A 19,016-nucleotide genomic window follows, 5' to 3' on the forward strand; every position below is an offset into this window, starting at 1 on the left:
AGCGATCGACAGACCCTTGACGCCACTAAGCAGTTCCCCGGTCACCCTGTCACGACGTGCGGCGCCGAACGGTTGACACCAATAGGAGCATCATTAATAGCCCGTACGAAGGCGCTCCGAAACTTTTTTGCAGCTCCGGGCGTAGCCCCGGCCCATCGACACGCCCCGAAAGCCGGGCTTAAAATAACGCGCGTCGGGGGACCCGTTTTTTCGGACCACATATCGGTCTCAATGCTCTGGATGCGCAACAAAGACATTGGAGACGGTATGGAAAAGCAACGAGCACTATTGGCGGCTGTCGCGGCTGCCTCACTCCTCTTGTCGGCGTCCCCGGCCGGCCACGCAGCCCCGGCAGGCAAGGCCTCCGCCGCCCAAACCGCACCCGCCGTGCTTGCCAAGGGCCTGCTGAGCCCGCTCCACCTCAGCGACGGACCGGACGGTTCGGTTCTGGTCAGCGAGGAATTCAAGGGGCAGCTGACGAAAATCGCCCGGGACGGCAGTAAATCTGTGGTCTACCGTAAGGCGGACTGGGACGTGGCCGGCAGCGACCGCCGCGGCGACACCATTTACCTGTCCGAGAGCCAGGGTGCCGGCCCGATGGATCCGAGGCCGCTGGCCGGACACATCAGGAGCATTGACGCCGACGGCAAGCAGCGCACCTTCGGCAATTTGGCCGCCCTGGAAATGAAACACAACGCCGACGGCGGCACCAGCTACGGCTTCAAGGACTTGCCCGCCGCCTGCGCTTCGAAACTTCCGAAGGACGTGCCGATCTCCTACAAGGGCCAGATCGACTCGCATCCCTATGGGATCGATGTTTACGGCGACACCATCTACGTAGCCGACGCCGGGGCCAACGCCATCGTGTCGGTCGACGTGGAGTCGGGCGAGGCTGAAACCGTTGCCGTGCTGCCTGCCCGGCCGCACACGTTCACCGCGAAGGAGGCCGCGGCCCTCAAACTTCCGGGTTGCATCGCCGGCCACACCTACGGCTTCGAGCCCGTGCCCACCGACGTCAAGCGCGGACCGGACGGCTGGCTGTACGTCTCCGTGCTGCCCGGCGGCCCGGAGGACCCCGTGCTGGGTGCCCGCGGGGCGGTGTACAAGATCAATCCCCACAATGGCCGCGTCAAGCTGTTCGCCGACGACGTGATGTCACCCACCGGCCTGGACATGGACGACGACGGGCACGTCTACGTCGCGTCGTTGTTCGGCAAGGGCGTGCTGAGGCTGTCCGCCCACTCGAGCAATCAGACGGTGGTGCTTCCGGGCATGCTCGCGGCCGACGTCGACATCAGGGGCGGAGGCATTTACGCCACGGTCAACACGCTGCCCGCACCGAATGCGGCACCGGACGGCCGGGTGGTGAAGACCCCTTTGGATGATTAGCGAAAAGCAGGCACGGGAAAAGTAAGGACAGCAAAAGGTGAGGGTGCGGCCGGATCGAATTGACCCGGCCGCACCCTCACCATGCCTGGCGGCATGGGCTCCGATGAGCAGAAACTCGGAACGCTACCGGTTCCGGTCCTCGTCGATTGCCTCGTCGTCCGCCAGGTCCAGGTCCTCTTCGTCGAAGTCGTCTTCGTCGATATCCACGTCCGGCTGGGCGTCGCTCTTGTACGGGTCGGCCTCGCCTGCGTGCTTGGCGTTCTTGGCCAGCTCAGCAACCTCGGCATCGCGCTGCTTCGCGGTGCGGAGCAGCTCTTCGAGGTTGGACGCGTTCACGGGGATCTGGTCCGCAATGAACTCAAGCGTGGGAGTCAGCCGGGCAGTGATGTTCCGGCCCACTTCCTGCCGAAGCACGCCCTTGGCCTTCTCCAGCCCCTTGGCCGCATCAGCCTGCACGGCCTGGTCGCCGAACACGGTGTAGTAGACGGTGGCATGCTGCAGGTCATTGGTCACACGGGCATCAGTGACAGTAATCCCCTCAAGCCGGGGATCCTTCACCTTCCGGCCCAAAGCCTCAGCAACAACAACCTTAATCCGCTGCGCCATCTTGGCAGCGCGTGCCGGATCAGCCATTTTTACTCCTAAGTTTTGAGGTACGACGGCGCGATGGCGGCTTGGCTTCTTGGTTTACCTTTGCTGCCACGCACCTGAGGTGAGTCTAAGACGATGCCGGAGAGTTTTTGGGGGCGCCCGGGAGTGGCATCGGGCCTGCCGGAGCTGGGCGGCTAGCGATCGAAGATCCCAAGCCGTCCAGCGTAGGGGCGGGGCGCCCCCAAAACTCGGAGGCTCCCGGGTCGGGCGACAGTGCGGGGCCGCCGGGAAAAACCCAACGGCCCCGCACCTGTAGCGCTAAGACAACCTAGACGCGCGGCTTCTCGCGCATCTCGAAGGTCTCGATGATGTCGCCTTCAACGATGTCGTTGTACGAGCCAAGACCGATACCGCACTCGAAGTCCGTGCGGACCTCGGTGGCGTCGTCCTTGAAGCGCTTGAGCGTCTCCACCGTGAGGTTGTCGCCGATGAGCTTGCCGCCGCGGCTGATGCGGGCCTTCGAGTTGCGTCGGATCGTGCCCGAGCGAACGATGGAGCCTGCAATGTTGCCGAACTTGGAGGAACGGAACACTTCGCGGACCTCGGCGGTGCCCAGCTGGACCTCTTCGTACTCCGGCTTGAGCATGCCCTTGAGGGCCATCTCGATGTCATCGATTGCTGCGTAGATGACGGAGTAGAAGCGCATGTCCACGCCTTCGCGGTCTGCCAGTTCGGCAACCCGCTCGGCGGGCTTGACGTTGAAGCCGATGATAACGGCACTGTCGACCGTTGCCAGGTTGACGTCGTTCTGCGTGATCGCACCCACACCGCGGTGGATGACGCGCAGCTGCACGCCTTCGCCGACGTCGATCTTGAGCAGCGCGTCTTCGAGGGCTTCCACGGCACCGGACACGTCACCCTTGAGGATGAGGTTGAGGGTGTCGATCTTGCCTTCGGCGACGGCCTGGTCGAAGTCTTCCAGGCTGATGCGCTTGCGGCGCTTGGCCAGCTGGGCATTGCGGTCGGCGGCTTCACGCTTTTCGGCGATCTGGCGGGCCGTGCGCTCGTCGGCGGTCACCAGGAAGGTGTCACCGGCGCGCGGCACGTTGGACAGGCCGAGGACCTGGACCGGACGGGACGGCAGTGCAACGTCGAGGGCCTCGCCGTCTTCGTCGAACATGGCGCGGACGCGGCCGTGGGCCGTGCCGGCCACGATCGTGTCGCCGACGGCCAGGGTACCGGACTGCACCAGGACGGTGGCCACGGAACCGCGGCCCTTGTCCAGGTTCGCTTCGATGGCGATGCCTCGAGCGGCCTTGTCCGGGTTGGCCCGCAGGTCAAGCGCGGCGTCGGCGGTCAGGAGCACGGCGTCGATCAGTTCGTTGATGTTCAGGTTCTGGCGGGCAGAGACCTCAACGAACATGGTGTCGCCACCGTATTCTTCGGGAACCAGGCCGTACTCGGTGAGCTGGCCCTTGACCTTGTCCGGGTTCGCGCCTTCCTTGTCGATCTTGTTCACGGCCACGACGATCGGCACGTTGGCCGCCTGGGCGTGGTTAAGTGCTTCAACGGTCTGGGGCATCACGCCGTCGTCCGCTGCCACAACCAGGATGGCGATGTCCGTGACCTTCGCACCACGGGCACGCATGGCGGTGAACGCCTCGTGACCCGGGGTATCGATGAAGGTGATGTCGCGCAGCGCACCCTCGTGCTCGTGGCTGATCTGGTAGGCACCGATGTGCTGCGTGATGCCGCCGTGCTCGCCGGCAACGACGTCAGAGTTACGGATGGCATCCAGCAGGCGGGTCTTACCGTGGTCAACGTGACCCATGACGGTGACTACCGGAGGACGTGCCTCGAGCTCTTCGTCGCCTTCGGCCTCAAGTTCGGCTTCGACGTCGATATCGAACGTGCTGAGGAGCTCACGCTCTTCATCCTCGGGCGAAACGACCTGCAGCTTGTAGCCGAGTTCCTCGCCGAGGAGGGCAAAGGTGTCCTCGTCCAGCGACTGGGTGGCCGTTGCCATTTCACCAAGGTGGAAGAGCACGGTGACCAGCGCGGCGGGGTTTGCCTCGATCTTGTCAGCGAAGTCCGTGATGGACGAGCCACGACGAAGACGGATAACGGTGTTGCCGTCGCCGCGGGGTACGCTCACGCCACCCAGCGACGGTGCGCTCATCTGCTCAAGTTCCTGGCGCTTTGCGCGCTTCGACTTGCGCTGCTTGCCGCGGCCTGCGCCGCCCTTGCCGAACGCACCCTGGGTACCACCGCGACCGCGGCCACCCTTGCCGAAGCCACCGCCGGCCGGAGCACCGCCGCCGCCACCGGGACCGCCGGTTCCGGGAGCGCCGGGACGGCCGGGACCGCGTCCGCCGCCACCGGGACGGCCTGCACCTGCAGGTGCGGGACGTTCCGTGCGGTTAGGCATCATGCCCGGCGTGGGCCGGTTCCCACCGGCACCCGGACGGGGACCGCCGGGACGGGGGCCGCCTGCACCGGCCGCAGGACGCGGGCCGGGCGTAGCGCCGGGACGCGGAGCACCGGGACGGGGTCCGCCCGCACCGGCTGCCGGACGCGGGCCACCGGGACGCTCGCCGTCAGTGCGGCCGCCGCCGGGACGGGGCATGCCCTGGGAAGTTGCAAACGGGTTGTTGCCCGGGCGCGGCGGACGTTCGCCGTCTCCTCCACGGCCGCGGGGCATGCCCTGGGACGTGGCGAAGGGGTTGTTGCCCGGGCGGGGTCCGCCGGGACGCGGAGCGCCACCCTGACGTGAGGGAGTCTCCGCCTTGGGCGCGGGACGGGCACCCGGCTTGGCACCGGTGGAAGGCGCAGCAGGCGTTGCGGCAGCCGGAGCTGCCGGGGCGGCGGGGGCAGCCGGAGCTGCAGGCGCCTCGGCCTTGGGGGCCGGTGCCGGTGCGGGAGCCGGCGCAGGCGCCGCAGCCTTGGGGGCAGCGGGGCCGGGAGCCGGCGCGGGACGGGACTCTGCCGGCCTGGCCGGTGACTTGGGGGCAGCTGCGGGGGCTTCGGACTTCGAAGCGGCGGCAGCCGGGAACGCGTTGCGGAGTTTCCGCACCACGGGGGCCTCAATGGTGGAAGAGGCGGAGCGAACGAATTCGCCCAGTTCCTGCAGTTTGGTTACTGCATCTTTGGAAGTAATACCGAGCTCTTTTGCAAGCTCATGTACGCGGACCTTGGCCACATTTCTCCTGTCTCGGTCCGCACCGAGCCAGGCACGAACCGTCTACTTCTTACTGCGGGCCCCCGCTGCGGTTACAGCTGAAAGGCCCTTTGCAGAGCGCAACAAAGTTGTCATCGTTACGCACTCATCGCTGGGAACTCATCGGGTTTCCATCAGATTTCTGACCCGCTTTCAGGTTGGACGGTTGGTACTGCAGACGCCGGGACGTCCGCAGCGTGCGCTCCTGCCGTTATCCGGCGTTCGACGGCGGCGGTTCCGGTTGACCCGTTGAGGGCCCTTCCGAAGGCTCGCCGCTTGACCGCCAGGGCCAGGCACGCTTCGCTGGGGTGCAGCCATGCACCCCGGCCAGCCATCCGGCGTCGTTCATCCACCACGACGGCGGACGAACCGCCGGTGTCGGCGACGAGCCGGAGCAACTCTGACCGCGGCCCCTTTTTCCGGCATCCGATGCAGGTACGCTCCGGCTGATTCCCGAGTTGTTGCACGTGTGCCACTGCCGAGTATCTTCCTGCCTGTACCTATCTGCGTGCCCGACCGCCACTGCCTTTCGGCAGGCCTGCTTTCGACAGGCCTGGGCGCACGAACACGCTGATGCCGGCCGCTGGGCGCGGCCAAGTTCTATTCTAGCCCCTCACGGGCCCCATACCCGAAACCGGAAAACGAAACTGCCCGCCGCGGGGGCGGGCAGACCGGCCAGGCCAAGGGCCTCGGCCGGACGGTTTTCCGCCGTCCGGCCGGTGCTTCTAACCGCGCGGAGCGGCGGCGTCGGAAACGATATCGATCCGCCACCCCGTCAGCTTGGCGGCGAGGCGGGCGTTCTGCCCCTCCTTGCCGATGGCAAGGGAGAGCTGGTAGTCCGGCACCACGACGCGGGCCGAACGGGTGGCCTCGTCGGTGATGGTGACTGAATTCACGCGCGACGGCGACAGTGCGCTGGCGATGAAAGTGGCCGGATCCTCGCTGAAATCAACGATGTCGATCTTTTCGTCGTTCAGTTCGGTCATGACAGCCCGCACGCGCGAGCCCATTTCGCCGATGCAGGCACCCTTGGCGTTGATGCCCGGAGTGTTCGCCTTGACCGCGATCTTGGTGCGGTGCCCGGCCTCGCGGGCCAGGGCGACGATTTCCACGGAACGGTCGGCGATCTCCGGGACCTCCAGTTCGAAAAGCTTCCGAACCAGGCCCGGGTGCGAACGGGACAGGGTGATGGACGGGCCCTTGGTTCCGCGGTGCACGTCGATCACGTACGCTCGCAGCCGGTTTCCGTGGATGTACTTCTCCCCCGGCACCTGTTCCGGCGGCGGGAGCAGGGCTTCCACGGTGCCCAGGTTGACCTGGATCATGTGCGGGTTGTTGCCCTGCTGGATCAGCCCGGCAACGAGTTCACCCTCGCGGCCCTTGAATTCACCCAGGACGTTGTCGTCCTCAACGTCGCGCAGCCGCTGCAGGATGATCTGCCGGGCGGTGCTGGCGGCGATGCGGCCGAACCCGGCCGGCGTGTGCTCGAACTCGCCGATGGGCGCGCCGTCGTCGTCGATTTCCGTGGCCCAGATGGTCACGTGGCCGCTCTTGCGGTCCAGCTCCGCCCGGGCCTTCTCGAAGGCGCCCGGCGACTTGTGGTAGGCGACGAGCAGTGCCTGCTCGATCGTGGGGATGAGGAGATCCAGCGGGATTTCGCGCTCACGCTCCAGTAGTCTCAGCGCGCTCATGTCAATATCCATCAGGCCTCCTCAGAAGGTCCATTGTGCTCAGTTTCCAGACCGGCCTCGTCGAGGCGGCTGAACTCAATTTCGACTTTTCCGCTGCGGATCTTGTCGAAAGGAAGTTTTACGGGGTCGCCCTGTTTGGGCTTCATGCCCTTCTTGACGGCGATTTCGGGGACCAGGGTCACGCCGGCGTCGTCCACGGAGCTGATTCTGCCCGTGACGTTCTCGCCCTGGATCACGTTGACGGTGACCATTCGGCCGCGGGCGCGGTGCCAGTGGCGCGGCTCGGTCAGCGGCCGTCCGACGCCGGGCGATGAAACTTCAAGGTCATAGGGGCGGCTGTCTGTGCCAGGGTCGCTGTCCAGGATGTCGGAGAGTTCCTTGGAGATGTCTGCAATGACGTCAAGGCCCACCCCGCCCGTTTCTTCCTGCGGCAGATCCACCACTACGTGGACCACACGGTTCGAACCTGCGATGTGGATGGCAACATCCTCCAGGTAAAGCCGGTGCGACTGGACTGCGGGTTCCAGCAGCGCCCGGAGGCGTTCAGCCTCGGGATTGTGGACAGCCGCGGGCTCAGCCTTTCCCGCGTCGGTCCGGTCTGATGAAGTCGTGGCTTCTGCATTGCTCACGATGCCGGCCGCCTCCCGTTAGATGATGTTGTGACTACTAGCGTAGCGATTTTCCGGGCGCCTTGGTGCACGGACTTCCCGCCGGCCGTGACAACATGGTCTGTTGTGAATGACGACAGCGGGCGAAAAAGAAGGCCGGCCAGCTATCTCCGGTACGGCCTGCTGGCACTCGCAGCATTCCTGGTGCTGAGCCTCGGTTTTGCGCTGATTCCGCGGGAATCCCCGGCTCCCGCAGTGCCAACCTTCTCCGAGCAAGCACGCGCCGCAGCCCTCGCCGAAACCCTGGACATGAGGACGGCCAGCCAGCAGCTCGCAAACGGATCGTCCGGCGACCGGCGGCAGCTGTTTTCGCACACTGTGACTTTGCTGACTACGCAGGCGAGGGCGCTCCTTCTTCCGGGCGCCGGCGCCCGTTCCACGGCCGGGCAGTCTGGATCTGCCGGCCCCTCGGCCACGGCATCATCAGGCGCAGCACCGTCGGTCACACCAACGTCAGGCACAGCAACGTTGCCGGCTTTGGTGGCCACGCTGTCCAAGAGCGGCAAGGCACGTCTCGTCGCTGCTGAGAGGGCCGACGGCGGGATGGCCCGCCTGCTCGCCGCGGTAGGAACCGCTCAGCTGCTTCAGGCGACGACGCTGGCTCAGGCTGCCGGAACGCCGCCGCCTGCGCTCCAGGCGCCGGTGGCAACGCAGCGCAACGCGGCCACGGCATGCTCCGTGGCCACACCTTCGGGCAGCAGCACCGGGTCTTCGGGGAGCAGCACCGGGTCACAGAACGGCGCCCCATCGGGTACCGGTGGCCAGCCCGCGCCAGCAGCGGACCCGGCCGATAATGCCACGCTGGCTGCCGCCCTCGACCGGGTGGTCCGGACAGAAGTTGAGACGGTCTACGGCTACCAGGTGGCGCTGACGCGCCTGGACGGCTCCGCCGCGGACCAGGCCGCCGCCCTGCTGGCCACCCACGAGACCCTCGTTGGCCAGGCAGAGGCATACACCCGTGTTCACTGCGTGTTGGTTCCTCCCCGCGAACCGGGCTACACCCTGGGCAGCTCGTTCCTGCAGAAACCCGCCGCGGGGCTGGCCAGTCTGGAATCCGGAACACTCCCGGTCTACGGCGACCTCGTGGCGCTGAGCGACGGTGAGACCCGGCGGTGGGCTGTCTCCTCGCTGGTCGCGGCTGCCCAGCGGACCATGCGCTGGGGGTCCGATCCGGGGCCCGTACCCGGCATCGTGCTGGACACTGCGCTCCTGCCGGACCTTCCCCGACCGGCCGCGCAATCATCAAGCCAGACCGACGGATGACATTTCCACTGGCAGACGGCTGTCCCCAGGTGGTTTGCTGGAACCATGGACTCCACGGACAAATCGCTGTCGCTCCCTGATGGGCAGCACGCTAATGAGCCCCATCACAACGACATCGTGCACCGCCTGAACTGGCTGCGCGCCGGTGTCCTCGGAGCCAACGACGGGATCGTGTCGGTAGCGGCCATTGTGGTGGGCGTCGCCGGTGCGACCAGCGAAAACGGCCCCATCCTCGCTGCCGGTGCTGCCGGGCTCGTGGGCGGTGCCGTATCCATGGCACTGGGAGAGTACGTTTCCGTCAGCAGCCAGAGTGACAGCCAAAAGGCCTTGATCGAGAAGGAACGGCGGGAACTTGCGGAAGAACCGGAAGAGGAGCTGCTGGAGCTCGCTGCCATTTACCGCAGCAAGGGCCTGAGCGAGGAAACGGCCCGGACCGTTGCCCGGGAACTGACCGAGCACGATGCCCTGGCCGCCCACCTTTCAGCCGAACTCAATATCGACGAACAGGACATCGTCAGCCCCTGGCATGCCGCCTTTGCGTCGGCCATTGCGTTCACGCTGGGGGCCGTACTGCCGATGCTCGCCATCCTGCTCCCTCCGGAAAACATTCGCGTTGCCGTGACGTTTGGAGCCGTCCTGCTGGCCCTTGCCGTGACGGGCGCAATCGGTGCCTGGATCGGCGGCGGCTCGAAAACCCGGGCGGGCGCACGCGTGGTGGTGGGTGGTGGCCTTGCCCTGGCCGCGACGTTCACGATCGGCAACCTGCTGGGCGCCAGCGGCATCGTCTAGGGCGCCAGCGGCATCGTCCAGCAGCGGAGAAGCCATCGGCTAGGAGCCACCCAAGCCACCGGCTAAGAGCCACCCAAGCCACCGACTAGGAGTTTTTGTCCATTTGTCGCGACTTAAAGGGCCTTCAGCGGCCATTATGTGGACAAAAACTCCAAGCCACACGTGACATGCCACCTGCCCAGTCTGCAGGGCCCCCTCTACTACGCTGGAGCTGTGAGCCCGCCAGCAGACGTTCCCATCCCCCCGGACCTGACGCGCCGCTATTCCCGCAGCAGCGCCGGCAGGGCCTGGCTGGCGTCACTGCCGGACATGATCCGCGGCCGGCTGGACCAGTGGCAGCTTGAGCTTGACCTGGAACCCGGAGCGCTTCCGTGGAGCGGACACGGCGGTGTTGTGGTGCCGGTCCGCGCGGCAGGATCGGCCGCGGCACTCAAGGTGGCCTTTCCGCACGATGAAGCTCTGGTGGAACGCCATGCGCTGGCGCTGTGGAGCGGCCATGGCGCAGTGAAGTTGCTGGCCTCCGACGCCGGAACCTGTTCCATGCTCCTCGAGCGCCTGGATGCGGGCAGGTCGCTCCGGACAGAGCCGATGGACGCCGCCATTGAGGTGTGGGCCAGCCTGATGCGGCAGCTGAGCCTCCTGCCCGACGGCCGGCCGCAGTGGCAGGAGTTTGCGCACGTGGCCGCAAGGGCGGAACAGTGGAGCGACGACCTGCCCGCCGAATGGGAACAGCTTGGCCGCCCGTTTCCCCGGTGGCTGCTGGAGGCCGCGCTCGAAGTCTGCCAGACGCGCGGCGCCGTGGGCCGCCGTTCCTCCGAGGACGTCCTGGTGAACACCGATTTCCACTACCTCAACATCCTGGCCAGGCTGGACACGCCCGGACCTGAGTCCGGGGGTGCCACGGCAGGAAAGAATGCCGCCGACGGCTTTGCCGCCATCGACCCGCAGCCGATGGTGGGCGAGGCGGAATTTGCCGTGGCTCCCGTGCTCTGGAACCGGATCCCCGACCTGCCCGCGTCGGATCCGGCCGCTGGCCTGCTGGCGAGGTGCCATGACTTCAGCGTCGCGTCCGGGCTGGACCCGGAGGTGGCCCGGCAGTGGAGCCTGGCCCGCGAGGTGGACAACGCGCTGCACTACGCCTCGAGACCGCACCACGGCGGCGAGATGGCACGCTCGCTGTGGGTGGCCAGCACCCTTGCCGGCCGGACCTTGGACGGGCTTCCGGCTGCCCACGACTTGCCCGAGCCGGGCGAGGAAGCCACGAATTCCAGCCCTCCGTAAGACTAGTTAGGGCCCTGCTTGGCGGACGGCTTCGACTGCCGTCCGCACAGCCGCCACAGCGGTGGCGACGTCGTCGGCGTCGGTGGTCCAGTTGCTGACAGATATCCGCACCACGTCCCGGCCATGCCAACGCGACCCGGACATCCAGACCTTGCCGTCGGCGATGAGCCGATCCGCCACGCGCCGGGTTGTGGCGTCATCGCCGAAAGCCACCGTGATCTGCGTGTAGCCGACGTCGTTGAGTACTTCCACCCCGTCAACGGCGGTGAGCTTTTCAGCGAGCTGGGAGGCGGAGGAAGCCAGACGGCGAATCTGTTCGGCCACGCCGTCCCTGCCCAGGGACCTCAGCGCTGCCCAGACGGGCACTCCCCTGGCCCTGCGGGACAGCTCAGGCACCCGCTGGCTCGGATCACCGGAGCCGTCGGCATCCTGGAGGAGGTAACTGGCGTTGAGCCCCATGGCACTTCGCAGCGCCTGCGCGTCCCGAACCGCGACGACGCCGCAGTCGTAGGGGACGTTGAGGCTCTTGTGGGCGTCGGTGGCCCAGGAGTCGGCCTGTTCGACGCCTGCGGTCAGCCCCGCGAGTTCCGGAACTGCCGCAGCCCAGAGTCCGAAGGCCCCGTCAACATGGACCCAGGCACCGTGTGCTTTGGACACCGCGATGGCTGCGGCGAAGGGATCGAAGGCTCCTGAGTGGAGGTTTCCGGCCTGCAGGCACACCAGCACCAGGGCAGGTCCCCGTCCCGGGGCTTCGCCAGCCTGGGCGCCTTCCGAACGATGCGCGGAAGCATGCTCCAGCGCGATCCGGTCCAGCGCACAGTCCAGCTCCGCGGCGTCGATGCGTCCCTGGCTGTCGGCCGGAACCACGGTAGGCCTGCCCAAGCCCAGGTAGCGGAGCGCCAGGTCCACGGTGTCGTGCCGTTCCTGCCCCACCAGGCAGTGGATCCGGGGCGCTCCGAAGAGCCCGTCGCGTTCCAGGTCCCAGCCGGAGTCCTTGAGGAGCCGCCACCGGGCGGCCGCCAGCCCGGTGAAGTTGGCCATGGTGGCTCCGGTGACAAAACCGACGTCGGACTCCTCCGGCAGGCCCAGCAGCTGCAGCAGCCAGTGGCCGGCGGCATCCTCGATGGCGGCTGTGGCTGGGGTGGCGTAGCGGAGCACCGAGTTCTGGTCCCAGGAACTGACCAGCCAGTCCGCCGCCATGGCGGCCGGGAGGGTGCCGCCGATGACCCAGCCGAAGAAGCGTCCGGACGGCATGGCCATCAGGCCCGGTTCGGCGTGGCTGGCCAGGTAGTCCACCACGTCGGCCGGCGCCATGCCGGACTGTGGCAGCGCTCCGTCGAACGCTGCGGCAAGCTCCCGGGCTGCCTGCTGCGGACCTACCCGGCGGCTGGGCTGGCTTTCCAGCCAGCGCGTGGCGTGCCGGACGGCTGCGGCCAGGGCATCCCGGTACGGTTCCGCACCGGCTGACATAGACGCATGCTACGCCGTCCCGGAGCTGCCCGCGAGGACACGCTTCACCGGGGCTTGGCTCAGGCGAAGTTCTCCTGCCAGACGTCGAAGGCGAGCTTGACGATCAGGGCGAAAACCACCACGAGGAAGACGACACGCACGAACTTGCTGCCCTGCTTCACGGCGGTCCGCGCGCCGAGGTAGCCCCCGGCCATGTTCGCCGCGCCCAGCAGCAGGCCGACTCCCCAGAGCAGGGAGCCGTGCGGAAGGAAAAATATCAGCGCACCGGCGTTCGTCGCCATGTTGACGATTTTCGCCTTGGCGCTTGCCTCCAGGAACGCGTATCCCATCGCCGAGACCAGCGCGATCACCAGGAACGATCCGGTGCCGGGTCCGATCAGGCCGTCGTAAAACCCGATCACCGCGCCGATGGCGCACGCCACCACATAGTGTGTATGGCCTTCGTGCCTCAGCTCGGTGAGGTGTCCGGCGTCGGGCTTGAGGGCGGTGAACAGTGCGACGGCCACCAGGGCCACCACGATGATGGGCTTGAACACCTCCGCCGGCAGCCGGGTCGCCAGCAGCGCACCGCCAAAGCTGCCAGCAAGGGCGATCACGGCCATTGGCAGGGCCGTCCGCAGGTCGGGCCGGACGCGGCCATAGTAGGTCACGGCGCTGGTGGTGGTGCCGAAAATGGAGCCCATCTTGTTGGTGGCCAGCGCCTGTACCGGGGTGATCCCCGGCACGAGCAGCAGCGCCGGCAACTGCAGCAGGCCGCCGCCGCCGACGACGGCGTCCACCCAGCCTGCGGAGAAGCCAGCCACCACTATCAGGACGATAGTGGCAAGCTGGATCGACTCAAACCCCGAAACCACTTAGCGGGCGGGCGTCAGTTGCTGCGGACGGCGTTGACCACGTAGTCAACGGCCTTGTCCACGGCCACGTTTTCAGCCTCGCCGCTGCGGCGGTCCTTGATTTCGACGACGCCGTCCGCCAGTCCGCGGCCGACGGCCAGGATGGTGGGCACGCCGACAAGCTCGGCGTCGCCGAACTTGACGCCCGGGGAAACCTTGGGCCGGTCATCGTAGATGACGTCCAGGCCGGCGCCTTCAAGCTCGAGGGCGAGCTGCTCAGCGGCGGCGAAGATCTCCTCGCCGCGGCCGACGGCCACGACATGAACATCGGCCGGCGCCACGGAGCGGGGCCAGACGAGGCCCTTGGCGTCGTGGTTGGATTCGGCCAGCGCGGCCACCGCACGGGTGACCCCCACGCCGTAGGAACCCATGGTGACCACGACCTGCTTCCCGTTCTGGTCCAGGACCTTCAGTTCCAGCGCCTCGGCGTACTTGCGGCCCAGCGCGAAGATGTGGCCCATCTCGATGCCGCGGGCGATTTCGAGCGGTCCGGAGCCGTCCGGGGCTTCATCACCGGCGCGCACTTCGGTGCACTCGATGATGCCGTCCCAGGTGAAGTCGCGTCCCGCCACAAGGTCATAGACGTGCTTGCCCGCCATGTTGGCGCCGGTGATCCAGGCCGTGCCGTTCACGACGCGCGGGTCCACCAGGTACAGGAGCTTGGCGGCGCCTTCCAGGCCCAGCAGCGGTTCGTCCAGGGACATGCCCGGGCCGAGGTAACCGCGCACGATGAGCGGGTTGCGGGCCAGGTCCTCCTCGCCCGCGGCTTCCACTGCGATTTCGCCGGCGACCGGGAGGTAGGCACCGATGTTGGCTTCGACGCGCTTGAGGTCGACGCCGCGGTCGCCGGGGACACCGAGGACCACGATCTGGCGTTCCCCGGTGGGCAGGGTGACGGCGAGAACAACGTTCTTGAGCGTGTCGGCGGCGGTCCAGGGGCCGCCGTCGGCCTCGCTGCGCGGCGCGAGCTCATTGGAGGCAGCCACGAGCGTTTCGATCGTGGGAGTGTTGGGGGTGTCCCGGATCACCGCGGCCGGGGCGTTGGTGAAATCGATCTCGGCGGGCGCGACGGTGGTCACGGCTTCGACGTTGGCGGCGTAACCGCCGGCCGAGCGCACGAAGGTGTCCTCGCCGACCTCGGTGGGGTGCAGGAATTCCTCACTCCGGGAGCCGCCCATGGCGCCTGCCGTGGCCGTCACGGGGATGACTTCCAGGCCCAGGCGCTCAAAGATCTTCAGGTACGCCGCCCGGTGGGCGGAGTAGCTGGCGTCCAGCCCGGCGTCGTCGACGTCGAACGAGTAGGAGTCCTTCATGATGAATTCCCGGCCGCGGAGGAGGCCTGCGCGGGGACGTGCCTCGTCGCGGTACTTGTTCTGGATCTGGTAGATGCTCAGCGGCAGGTCCTTGTACGAGGAGTACAGGTCCTTGACCAGGAGGGTGAACATCTCCTCGTGCGTGGGAGCGAGCAGGTAGTCGCCGCCCTTGCGGTCCTTCAGCCGGAACAGCCCTTCGCCGTATTCGGTCCAGCGGTTGGTCGCCTCGTAGGGCTCCTTCGGAAGCAGCGCAGGGAAGTGGACTTCCTGGGCGCCGATTTCTGCCATCTCTTCGCGGATGATCTGCTCCACCTTGCGCAGAACGCTCAGTCCCAGCGGCAGCCACGTGTAGATGCCCGGAGCCGCACGGCGGATGTATCCCGCGCGCACGAGCAGCCGGTGGCTGGCCACCTCGGCGTCGGCGGGGTCTTCACGCAGTGTGCGCAGGAAAAGCTTGGAGAGTCGAAGAACCACGGGTAGGTGTCCGTTTCTGGGGGAAGTGCTGATTGTCTGGGTACTAATCTACCGGCTGGGCAGCGGTACAGGTTTCCGGCCGTGTGCCCGCTGGACAGAAAAGCCACGCCCCGCAGGTGAAGCCCCTGGCCGTTTCCGGCTGGTCATCCCTGTGGTGGCGTGGCTCCGCGGCCGGTCATGCCGCAAATTCTCTGAGAGACCACCCGAGTCCGAAAACGCGGTTAGAAAGAACCTATGTGATAGCCGTCACCGATTCAAATTCAGTGCTTAGGCCCGGCGGCGCCCGCACCGGCTAGAAGAGAACTGTGGCGAAGGTCCCCACCTGCCGGAAGCCAACACGTTCGTACGTGGCCCGCGCCCGGGAATTGTAGTCATTGACGTACAGGCTGGTGACGGGAGCCATTTTCTGGGCCAGCAGCACGACGGCCGCCATGTAGCCCGCACTCAGGCCGAGTCCCCGGTGGCTGGGATTCATCCATACGCCCTGCACCTGGGTGACTTCGGCGGTGACGGCACCGAGCTCGGCCTTGAAGACGACTTCACCGTCCTTCAGGTGGACCAGGGAGTGACCCTGGCGGATCAGGCCCGCCACCCGGCGGCTGTAGAAGTCGCGGCCGCCGAGGTAGGGCGAGTAGCCAACCTCTTCCTCGAACATCGCCGCACATGCGGGGAGGATTGCATCAAAATCTGCGTACTGCCCATACCCCAGCTCCCAGTTCGGCTCCACGGCCGGGGCGCCGGTGATGGTCATGAGCGGCTGGTCGGGCCGCACCTCGTGGGCAACGTGGCCCAGCTCCTCCAGGTGGCGGTGCAGGGCAAGGACCGTGGCGGCCGGTCCGAAAATCGACGCGTACCGGCGCCCGGAGCGGTGGGCCGCAGCGGCCACCGGGCCGGCCAGTTCCGGGTCGAGCTGGACCGGGACCAGGTTGGCGCCTGCCCAGCAGGCGCCCACCAGCACGTCGTCGTCGAAAACGCCCAGGACGTTGGCGCCGCCCGGGGTGGGGGCGGCGGAGTCCGTTGACTCCAGGTGCGCCAGAATGAACACGTTGGCGACGGGATCCGTCTCTGCCAGTTCGCGCAGCTGACGGGTGTCGGCAACACCCAGTACCCGGACGGTGGAACCGTCCGGCGCGGCGCCGTCCTTATGAGACGCTAACCACGGGGCTACCCTTGACAGCATCTTCGCCATCGGCCTCCCCCATCTCTTCCGCGATACGCATGGCCTCTTCGATCAGTGTCTCAACAATCTGGCTCTCGGGGACAGTCTTGATGACCTCGCCCTTCACAAATATCTGGCCCTTGCCGTTGCCGGAGGCGACGCCGAGGTCGGCTTCCCGTGCTTCACCCGGACCGTTGACGACGCAGCCCATGACGGCGACGCGCAGCGGGATCTCCATGCCCTCCAGGCCGGCAGTGACCTGCTCGGCGAGGGTGTAGACGTCCACCTGGGCGCGCCCGCAGGAGGGGCAGGACACGATTTCCAGCTTGCGGGGGCGCAGGTTCAGCGACTGCAGGATCTGGTTGCCCACCTTGATCTCCTCGACGGGAGGCGCGGAGAGGGACACGCGGATGGTGTCGCCGATGCCGCGCGAAAGGAGGGCGCCGAAGGCCGTGGCCGACTTGATGGTTCCCTGGAAGGCTGGGCCGGCCTCCGTCACGCCGAGGTGCAGCGGCCAGTCACCCTTCTCGGCGAGCATTTCATAGGCCGCCACCATGACCACGGGGTCGTTGTGCTTGACGGAGATCTTGAAGTCGTGGAAGCCGTGCTCCTCAAACAGCGAGGCTTCCCAGACCGCCGATTCAACCAGGGCCTCCGGGGTGGCCTTGCCGTACTTCTTCAGGATGCCCGGCTCCAGCGATCCAGCGTTCACGCCGATGCGGATGGACGTGCCATGGTCCTTGGCCGCCGCGGCGATCTCCTTGACCTGGTCGTCAAACTTGCGGATGTTGCCCGGGTTGACGCGCACGGCGGCACAACCCGCCTCGATGGCCGCGAAGACATACTTGGGCTGGAAATGGATGTCCGCGATGACCGGGATCTGCGATTTGCGCGCGATGATCGGCAGCGCCTCGGCGTCGTCGGCCGACGGGCACGCCACGCGGACGATGTCGCAGCCGGACGCAGTCAGTTCGGCGATCTGCTGCAGCGTGGCGTTGATGTCCGTGGTGGGCGTGGTGGTCATCGACTGCACGCTGATGGGGAAATCAGAACCGACGCCGACGGAGCCCACTTTGATCTGGCGCGTCTTGCGGCGCGGGGCAAGAACGGGCGGCGGTGCGGATGGCATTCCCAGGCTGACCGAGGTCACGTGGACTCCTTGTATTCGAAAATCGGTAGTGCGGGGCGGCTAGGCTGCGTGCTCAGCCAGGAGGCCGGTCACGGGTGCCCATTCGGTGGTCCGGGTGCCGGAAATCACGCCCGCAGCAGCGAAAGGATCCTGCCGCAGGAGCTCGTTGAGCGCAGCTTCGTCAGCCGCCTTGAAAATGAGCAGGGCGCCCGCACCGTCGCCGTAGGGTCCGCTGGCAAGAAGCGTGCCGTCCTGCGCCAGTCCTGCAGTCCATTCGCGGTGGGCGGGACGGGTGGCCGCGCGCGTTTCGGAGGACTCGGCGTCGTATACGTACTCAACAGCAAAAACAGTCATAGAGATACCCTATCCCGCGGCCGGGCTAGCCGAGGAGCACGACCTTGGTGAATGCGGCAACGCCCGCCGCCCAGAGCATGGAGGCCAGAGTGCCAATGATGAAGCGCTCCGCAGCCACGGGCGTTTCCTTCAGTTCCGCGAACCGGCCCAGGCCCTTGATGGCCACCACATAGGCGATGGCCACGGGCTGGCCGGCCAGGATGGCCAGGCAGACGGCCAGCCGCTCGAGCACCCCGATGATGGCCCCGCCCCGGAGGATGCGTGTGGCCGGCACCTCGCCTCCGGGTGCCGTCGCGGCAGCACCGCCGGCATTCACCGTGATGTCGCCGTTCACCGTATTGGCCCTGTCCCCTGCGGCCGGGTTGTCCGTTGCAGCTGGGCTGTCCGCAGTGGCGGGGCCGTCGACTGTCACATCCGCGGACGGATCGTCTGCGCTGTCCGGACGCGCTCCCGCGGCGGCATCGGCTTTGTCGTCGATGGTGCGGGCCAGCCGGAAAACCAGCGCAGTGACGGGCCATCCCACGAACCCGGCCGTCAGCAGGGCGGCTGCGATCCAGACAGCGTTCACGGTTCTCCTCGGTTGTCGTCGCCGTCCTGTTTTCCGGAGCCGGCGCGTCCAGGGCTGGGGTTCTCAGGCACGGCGTTCCCTAAGGTGAGGCGGTGGGCGGCGGCCAGCAGCGATTCCGCCGCCGGCCTTGCCGCCCATTCTTCCTGCCAGCCCGAGCGGAGGACGGCCCGGCTCACCGACTGTTCACTGATTCCCAGTTCCCCGGCGACCTGTTTCTGCAGTCCGTGCCGTCCAGGACCCTGCCCGGAACGGTCCCCGCTCTTCGCCCGGAGGGCATCCACTACGCGCCACTGGGCCTCCGTCCGGTCCTGCACCAGCCTTCCGACGAGCCGCAGCACTGCCTCCGCGTTGGCACACGCCGCGGCGGCCTCGCTGTCGCGGCTCCCCGCAACCACTGCCGCAGGGACATGGCTCGCCGCCGACTTGGCCCGTTCCACGGCCCGGCGCGCGGCGACGAAGGCGGGTCCGGATCCTTCCCTCGGACTGGCCTCCGGCGGCAGGGTTCCCGGGCCCACGCCGATTCCCACATACCAGTGGCCGCTCCCCAGGGCATGCAGCGCCACGTCAACCACGAGGGCCGGGTCGTGCAGAACGCCCTGCACTTCGTCGCCGACGGAGCGTTCGAAGCGGACACCATGATGGCTGTCGAGGGCCCGGAGGAGCTCAGGCACCCGGTCCACGTCATTGGTGCTGCCACGCTGGTCGATGGTCAGAACGTACATGGCTAAACCGTATCCGGCCTATATTTACAAATCAATCATTTCGGG

Annotated in this window: 17 protein-coding genes; 4 read left to right on the forward strand and 13 right to left on the reverse strand. The window is 67.1% G+C overall.

Translation table 11 applies throughout. From position 1 onward, the window contains the following. Positions 1 to 267 precede the first annotated feature (267 nt). Entirely contained in the window at positions 268 to 1,389 is a 1,122-nt protein-coding gene (locus ACFTSA_RS04025) for a ScyD/ScyE family protein (protein ID WP_377949833.1), read from the forward strand. Between the two features lie 123 nt (positions 1,390 to 1,512). Here ACFTSA_RS04025 and rbfA read toward each other — a convergent pair whose 3' ends face one another. From rbfA to rimP, 5 genes are all read right to left on the reverse strand, one after another. Continuing rightward, positions 1,513 to 2,022: a 30S ribosome-binding factor RbfA gene (gene rbfA, locus ACFTSA_RS04030; protein WP_377949834.1), complete on the reverse strand. Its 510-nt coding sequence runs from the start codon at positions 2,020 to 2,022 to the stop codon at positions 1,513 to 1,515. Positions 2,023 to 2,308: 286 nt separating this feature from the next. Then, entirely contained in the window at positions 2,309 to 5,179 is a 2,871-nt protein-coding gene (infB, locus tag ACFTSA_RS04035; RefSeq protein ID WP_377949836.1) for a translation initiation factor IF-2, read from the reverse strand. A gap of 152 nt (positions 5,180 to 5,331) precedes the next feature. Then, positions 5,332 to 5,673 (reverse strand): YlxR family protein, encoded by a 342-nt coding sequence (locus ACFTSA_RS04040; protein WP_377949837.1) that lies wholly within the window; start codon positions 5,671 to 5,673, stop codon positions 5,332 to 5,334. Between the two features lie 249 nt (positions 5,674 to 5,922). Further along, entirely contained in the window at positions 5,923 to 6,900 is a 978-nt protein-coding gene (gene nusA / locus ACFTSA_RS04045; protein ID WP_076798160.1) for a transcription termination factor NusA, read from the reverse strand. Then, entirely contained in the window at positions 6,900 to 7,517 is a 618-nt protein-coding gene (gene rimP, locus ACFTSA_RS04050) for a ribosome maturation factor RimP (protein ID WP_377949839.1), read from the reverse strand. The genes nusA and rimP overlap by 1 nt, the downstream gene beginning before the upstream one ends. 105 nt (positions 7,518 to 7,622) lie before the next feature. Between rimP and ACFTSA_RS04055 the strand changes: the two genes are divergently transcribed. From ACFTSA_RS04055 to ACFTSA_RS04065, 3 genes are all read left to right on the forward strand, one after another. After that, positions 7,623 to 8,819, forward strand: a complete 1,197-nt coding sequence (locus tag ACFTSA_RS04055; protein WP_377949840.1) for a DUF4439 domain-containing protein — start codon at positions 7,623 to 7,625, stop codon at positions 8,817 to 8,819. A gap of 45 nt (positions 8,820 to 8,864) precedes the next feature. Continuing rightward, positions 8,865 to 9,608, forward strand: a complete 744-nt coding sequence (locus tag ACFTSA_RS04060; RefSeq protein WP_354261801.1) for a VIT1/CCC1 transporter family protein — start codon at positions 8,865 to 8,867, stop codon at positions 9,606 to 9,608. Positions 9,609 to 9,821: 213 nt separating this feature from the next. Further along, the gene (locus tag ACFTSA_RS04065; RefSeq protein ID WP_377949841.1) at positions 9,822 to 10,889 is read left to right on the forward strand and encodes an aminoglycoside phosphotransferase family protein; all 1,068 of its coding nucleotides are present in this window, start codon (positions 9,822 to 9,824) and stop codon (positions 10,887 to 10,889) included. A gap of 6 nt (positions 10,890 to 10,895) precedes the next feature. On the opposite strand, the gene ACFTSA_RS04070 is transcribed toward ACFTSA_RS04065, so the two are convergent. From ACFTSA_RS04070 to ACFTSA_RS04105, 8 genes are all read right to left on the reverse strand, one after another. Beyond that, on the reverse strand, positions 10,896 to 12,359 hold the full coding sequence (locus ACFTSA_RS04070) for a pyridoxal phosphate-dependent decarboxylase family protein (protein ID WP_377949843.1): 1,464 nt from the start codon (positions 12,357 to 12,359) through the stop codon (positions 10,896 to 10,898). A gap of 59 nt (positions 12,360 to 12,418) precedes the next feature. Beyond that, entirely contained in the window at positions 12,419 to 13,213 is a 795-nt protein-coding gene (locus tag ACFTSA_RS04075) for a TSUP family transporter (RefSeq protein WP_354263386.1), read from the reverse strand. A 14-nt stretch (positions 13,214 to 13,227) separates the two neighbouring features. Continuing rightward, positions 13,228 to 15,039, reverse strand: coding sequence for a proline--tRNA ligase (locus ACFTSA_RS04080; RefSeq protein WP_377949844.1), 1,812 nt, complete (start codon positions 15,037 to 15,039; stop codon positions 13,228 to 13,230). Between the two features lie 292 nt (positions 15,040 to 15,331). Then, complete coding sequence (locus ACFTSA_RS04085) at positions 15,332 to 16,219, reverse strand: GNAT family N-acetyltransferase (RefSeq protein ID WP_377950215.1); 888 nt, start codon at positions 16,217 to 16,219, stop codon at positions 15,332 to 15,334. After that, positions 16,182 to 17,348: a flavodoxin-dependent (E)-4-hydroxy-3-methylbut-2-enyl-diphosphate synthase gene (gene ispG / locus ACFTSA_RS04090; RefSeq protein WP_331573793.1), complete on the reverse strand. Its 1,167-nt coding sequence runs from the start codon at positions 17,346 to 17,348 to the stop codon at positions 16,182 to 16,184. Before ispG ends, ACFTSA_RS04085 begins: the two co-directional genes overlap by 38 nt. Positions 17,349 to 17,387: 39 nt before the next feature. Next, a complete protein-coding gene (locus tag ACFTSA_RS04095; RefSeq protein ID WP_354261805.1) occupies positions 17,388 to 17,681 on the reverse strand; it encodes a YciI family protein in 294 nt (97 codons plus the stop codon). Between the two features lie 25 nt (positions 17,682 to 17,706). After that, positions 17,707 to 18,249 (reverse strand): hypothetical protein, encoded by a 543-nt coding sequence (locus ACFTSA_RS04100; RefSeq protein WP_377949845.1) that lies wholly within the window; start codon positions 18,247 to 18,249, stop codon positions 17,707 to 17,709. After that, the gene (locus ACFTSA_RS04105; RefSeq protein ID WP_377949846.1) at positions 18,246 to 18,971 is read right to left on the reverse strand and encodes a MarR family transcriptional regulator; all 726 of its coding nucleotides are present in this window, start codon (positions 18,969 to 18,971) and stop codon (positions 18,246 to 18,248) included. Before ACFTSA_RS04105 ends, ACFTSA_RS04100 begins: the two co-directional genes overlap by 4 nt. Positions 18,972 to 19,016: the final 45 nt, after the last annotated feature.

Origin of the sequence: Arthrobacter sp. NPDC057013 (assembly GCF_042674585.1) — a bacterium.
Taxonomy (GTDB): Bacteria; Actinomycetota; Actinomycetes; order Actinomycetales; family Micrococcaceae; genus Arthrobacter.

Bases quoted from the DNA above. Each gene is read 5' to 3' on its own strand.
- ACFTSA_RS04025 (WP_377949833.1), top strand. From the start codon at position 268: ATGGAAAAGCAACGAGCACTATTGGCGGCTGTCGCGGCTGCCTCACTC.
- rbfA (WP_377949834.1), bottom strand. From the start codon at position 2,022: ATGGCTGATCCGGCACGCGCTGCCAAGATGGCGCAGCGGATTAAGGTT.
- nusA (WP_076798160.1), bottom strand. From the start codon at position 6,900: ATGGATATTGACATGAGCGCGCTGAGACTACTGGAGCGTGAGCGCGAA.
- ACFTSA_RS04060 (WP_354261801.1), top strand. From the start codon at position 8,865: ATGGACTCCACGGACAAATCGCTGTCGCTCCCTGATGGGCAGCACGCT.
- ACFTSA_RS04070 (WP_377949843.1), bottom strand. From the start codon at position 12,359: ATGTCAGCCGGTGCGGAACCGTACCGGGATGCCCTGGCCGCAGCCGTC.
- ACFTSA_RS04085 (WP_377950215.1), bottom strand. From the start codon at position 16,219: ATGCTGTCAAGGGTAGCCCCGTGGTTAGCGTCTCATAAGGACGGCGCC.
- ACFTSA_RS04095 (WP_354261805.1), bottom strand. From the start codon at position 17,681: ATGACTGTTTTTGCTGTTGAGTACGTATACGACGCCGAGTCCTCCGAA.
- ACFTSA_RS04105 (WP_377949846.1), bottom strand. From the start codon at position 18,971: ATGTACGTTCTGACCATCGACCAGCGTGGCAGCACCAATGACGTGGAC.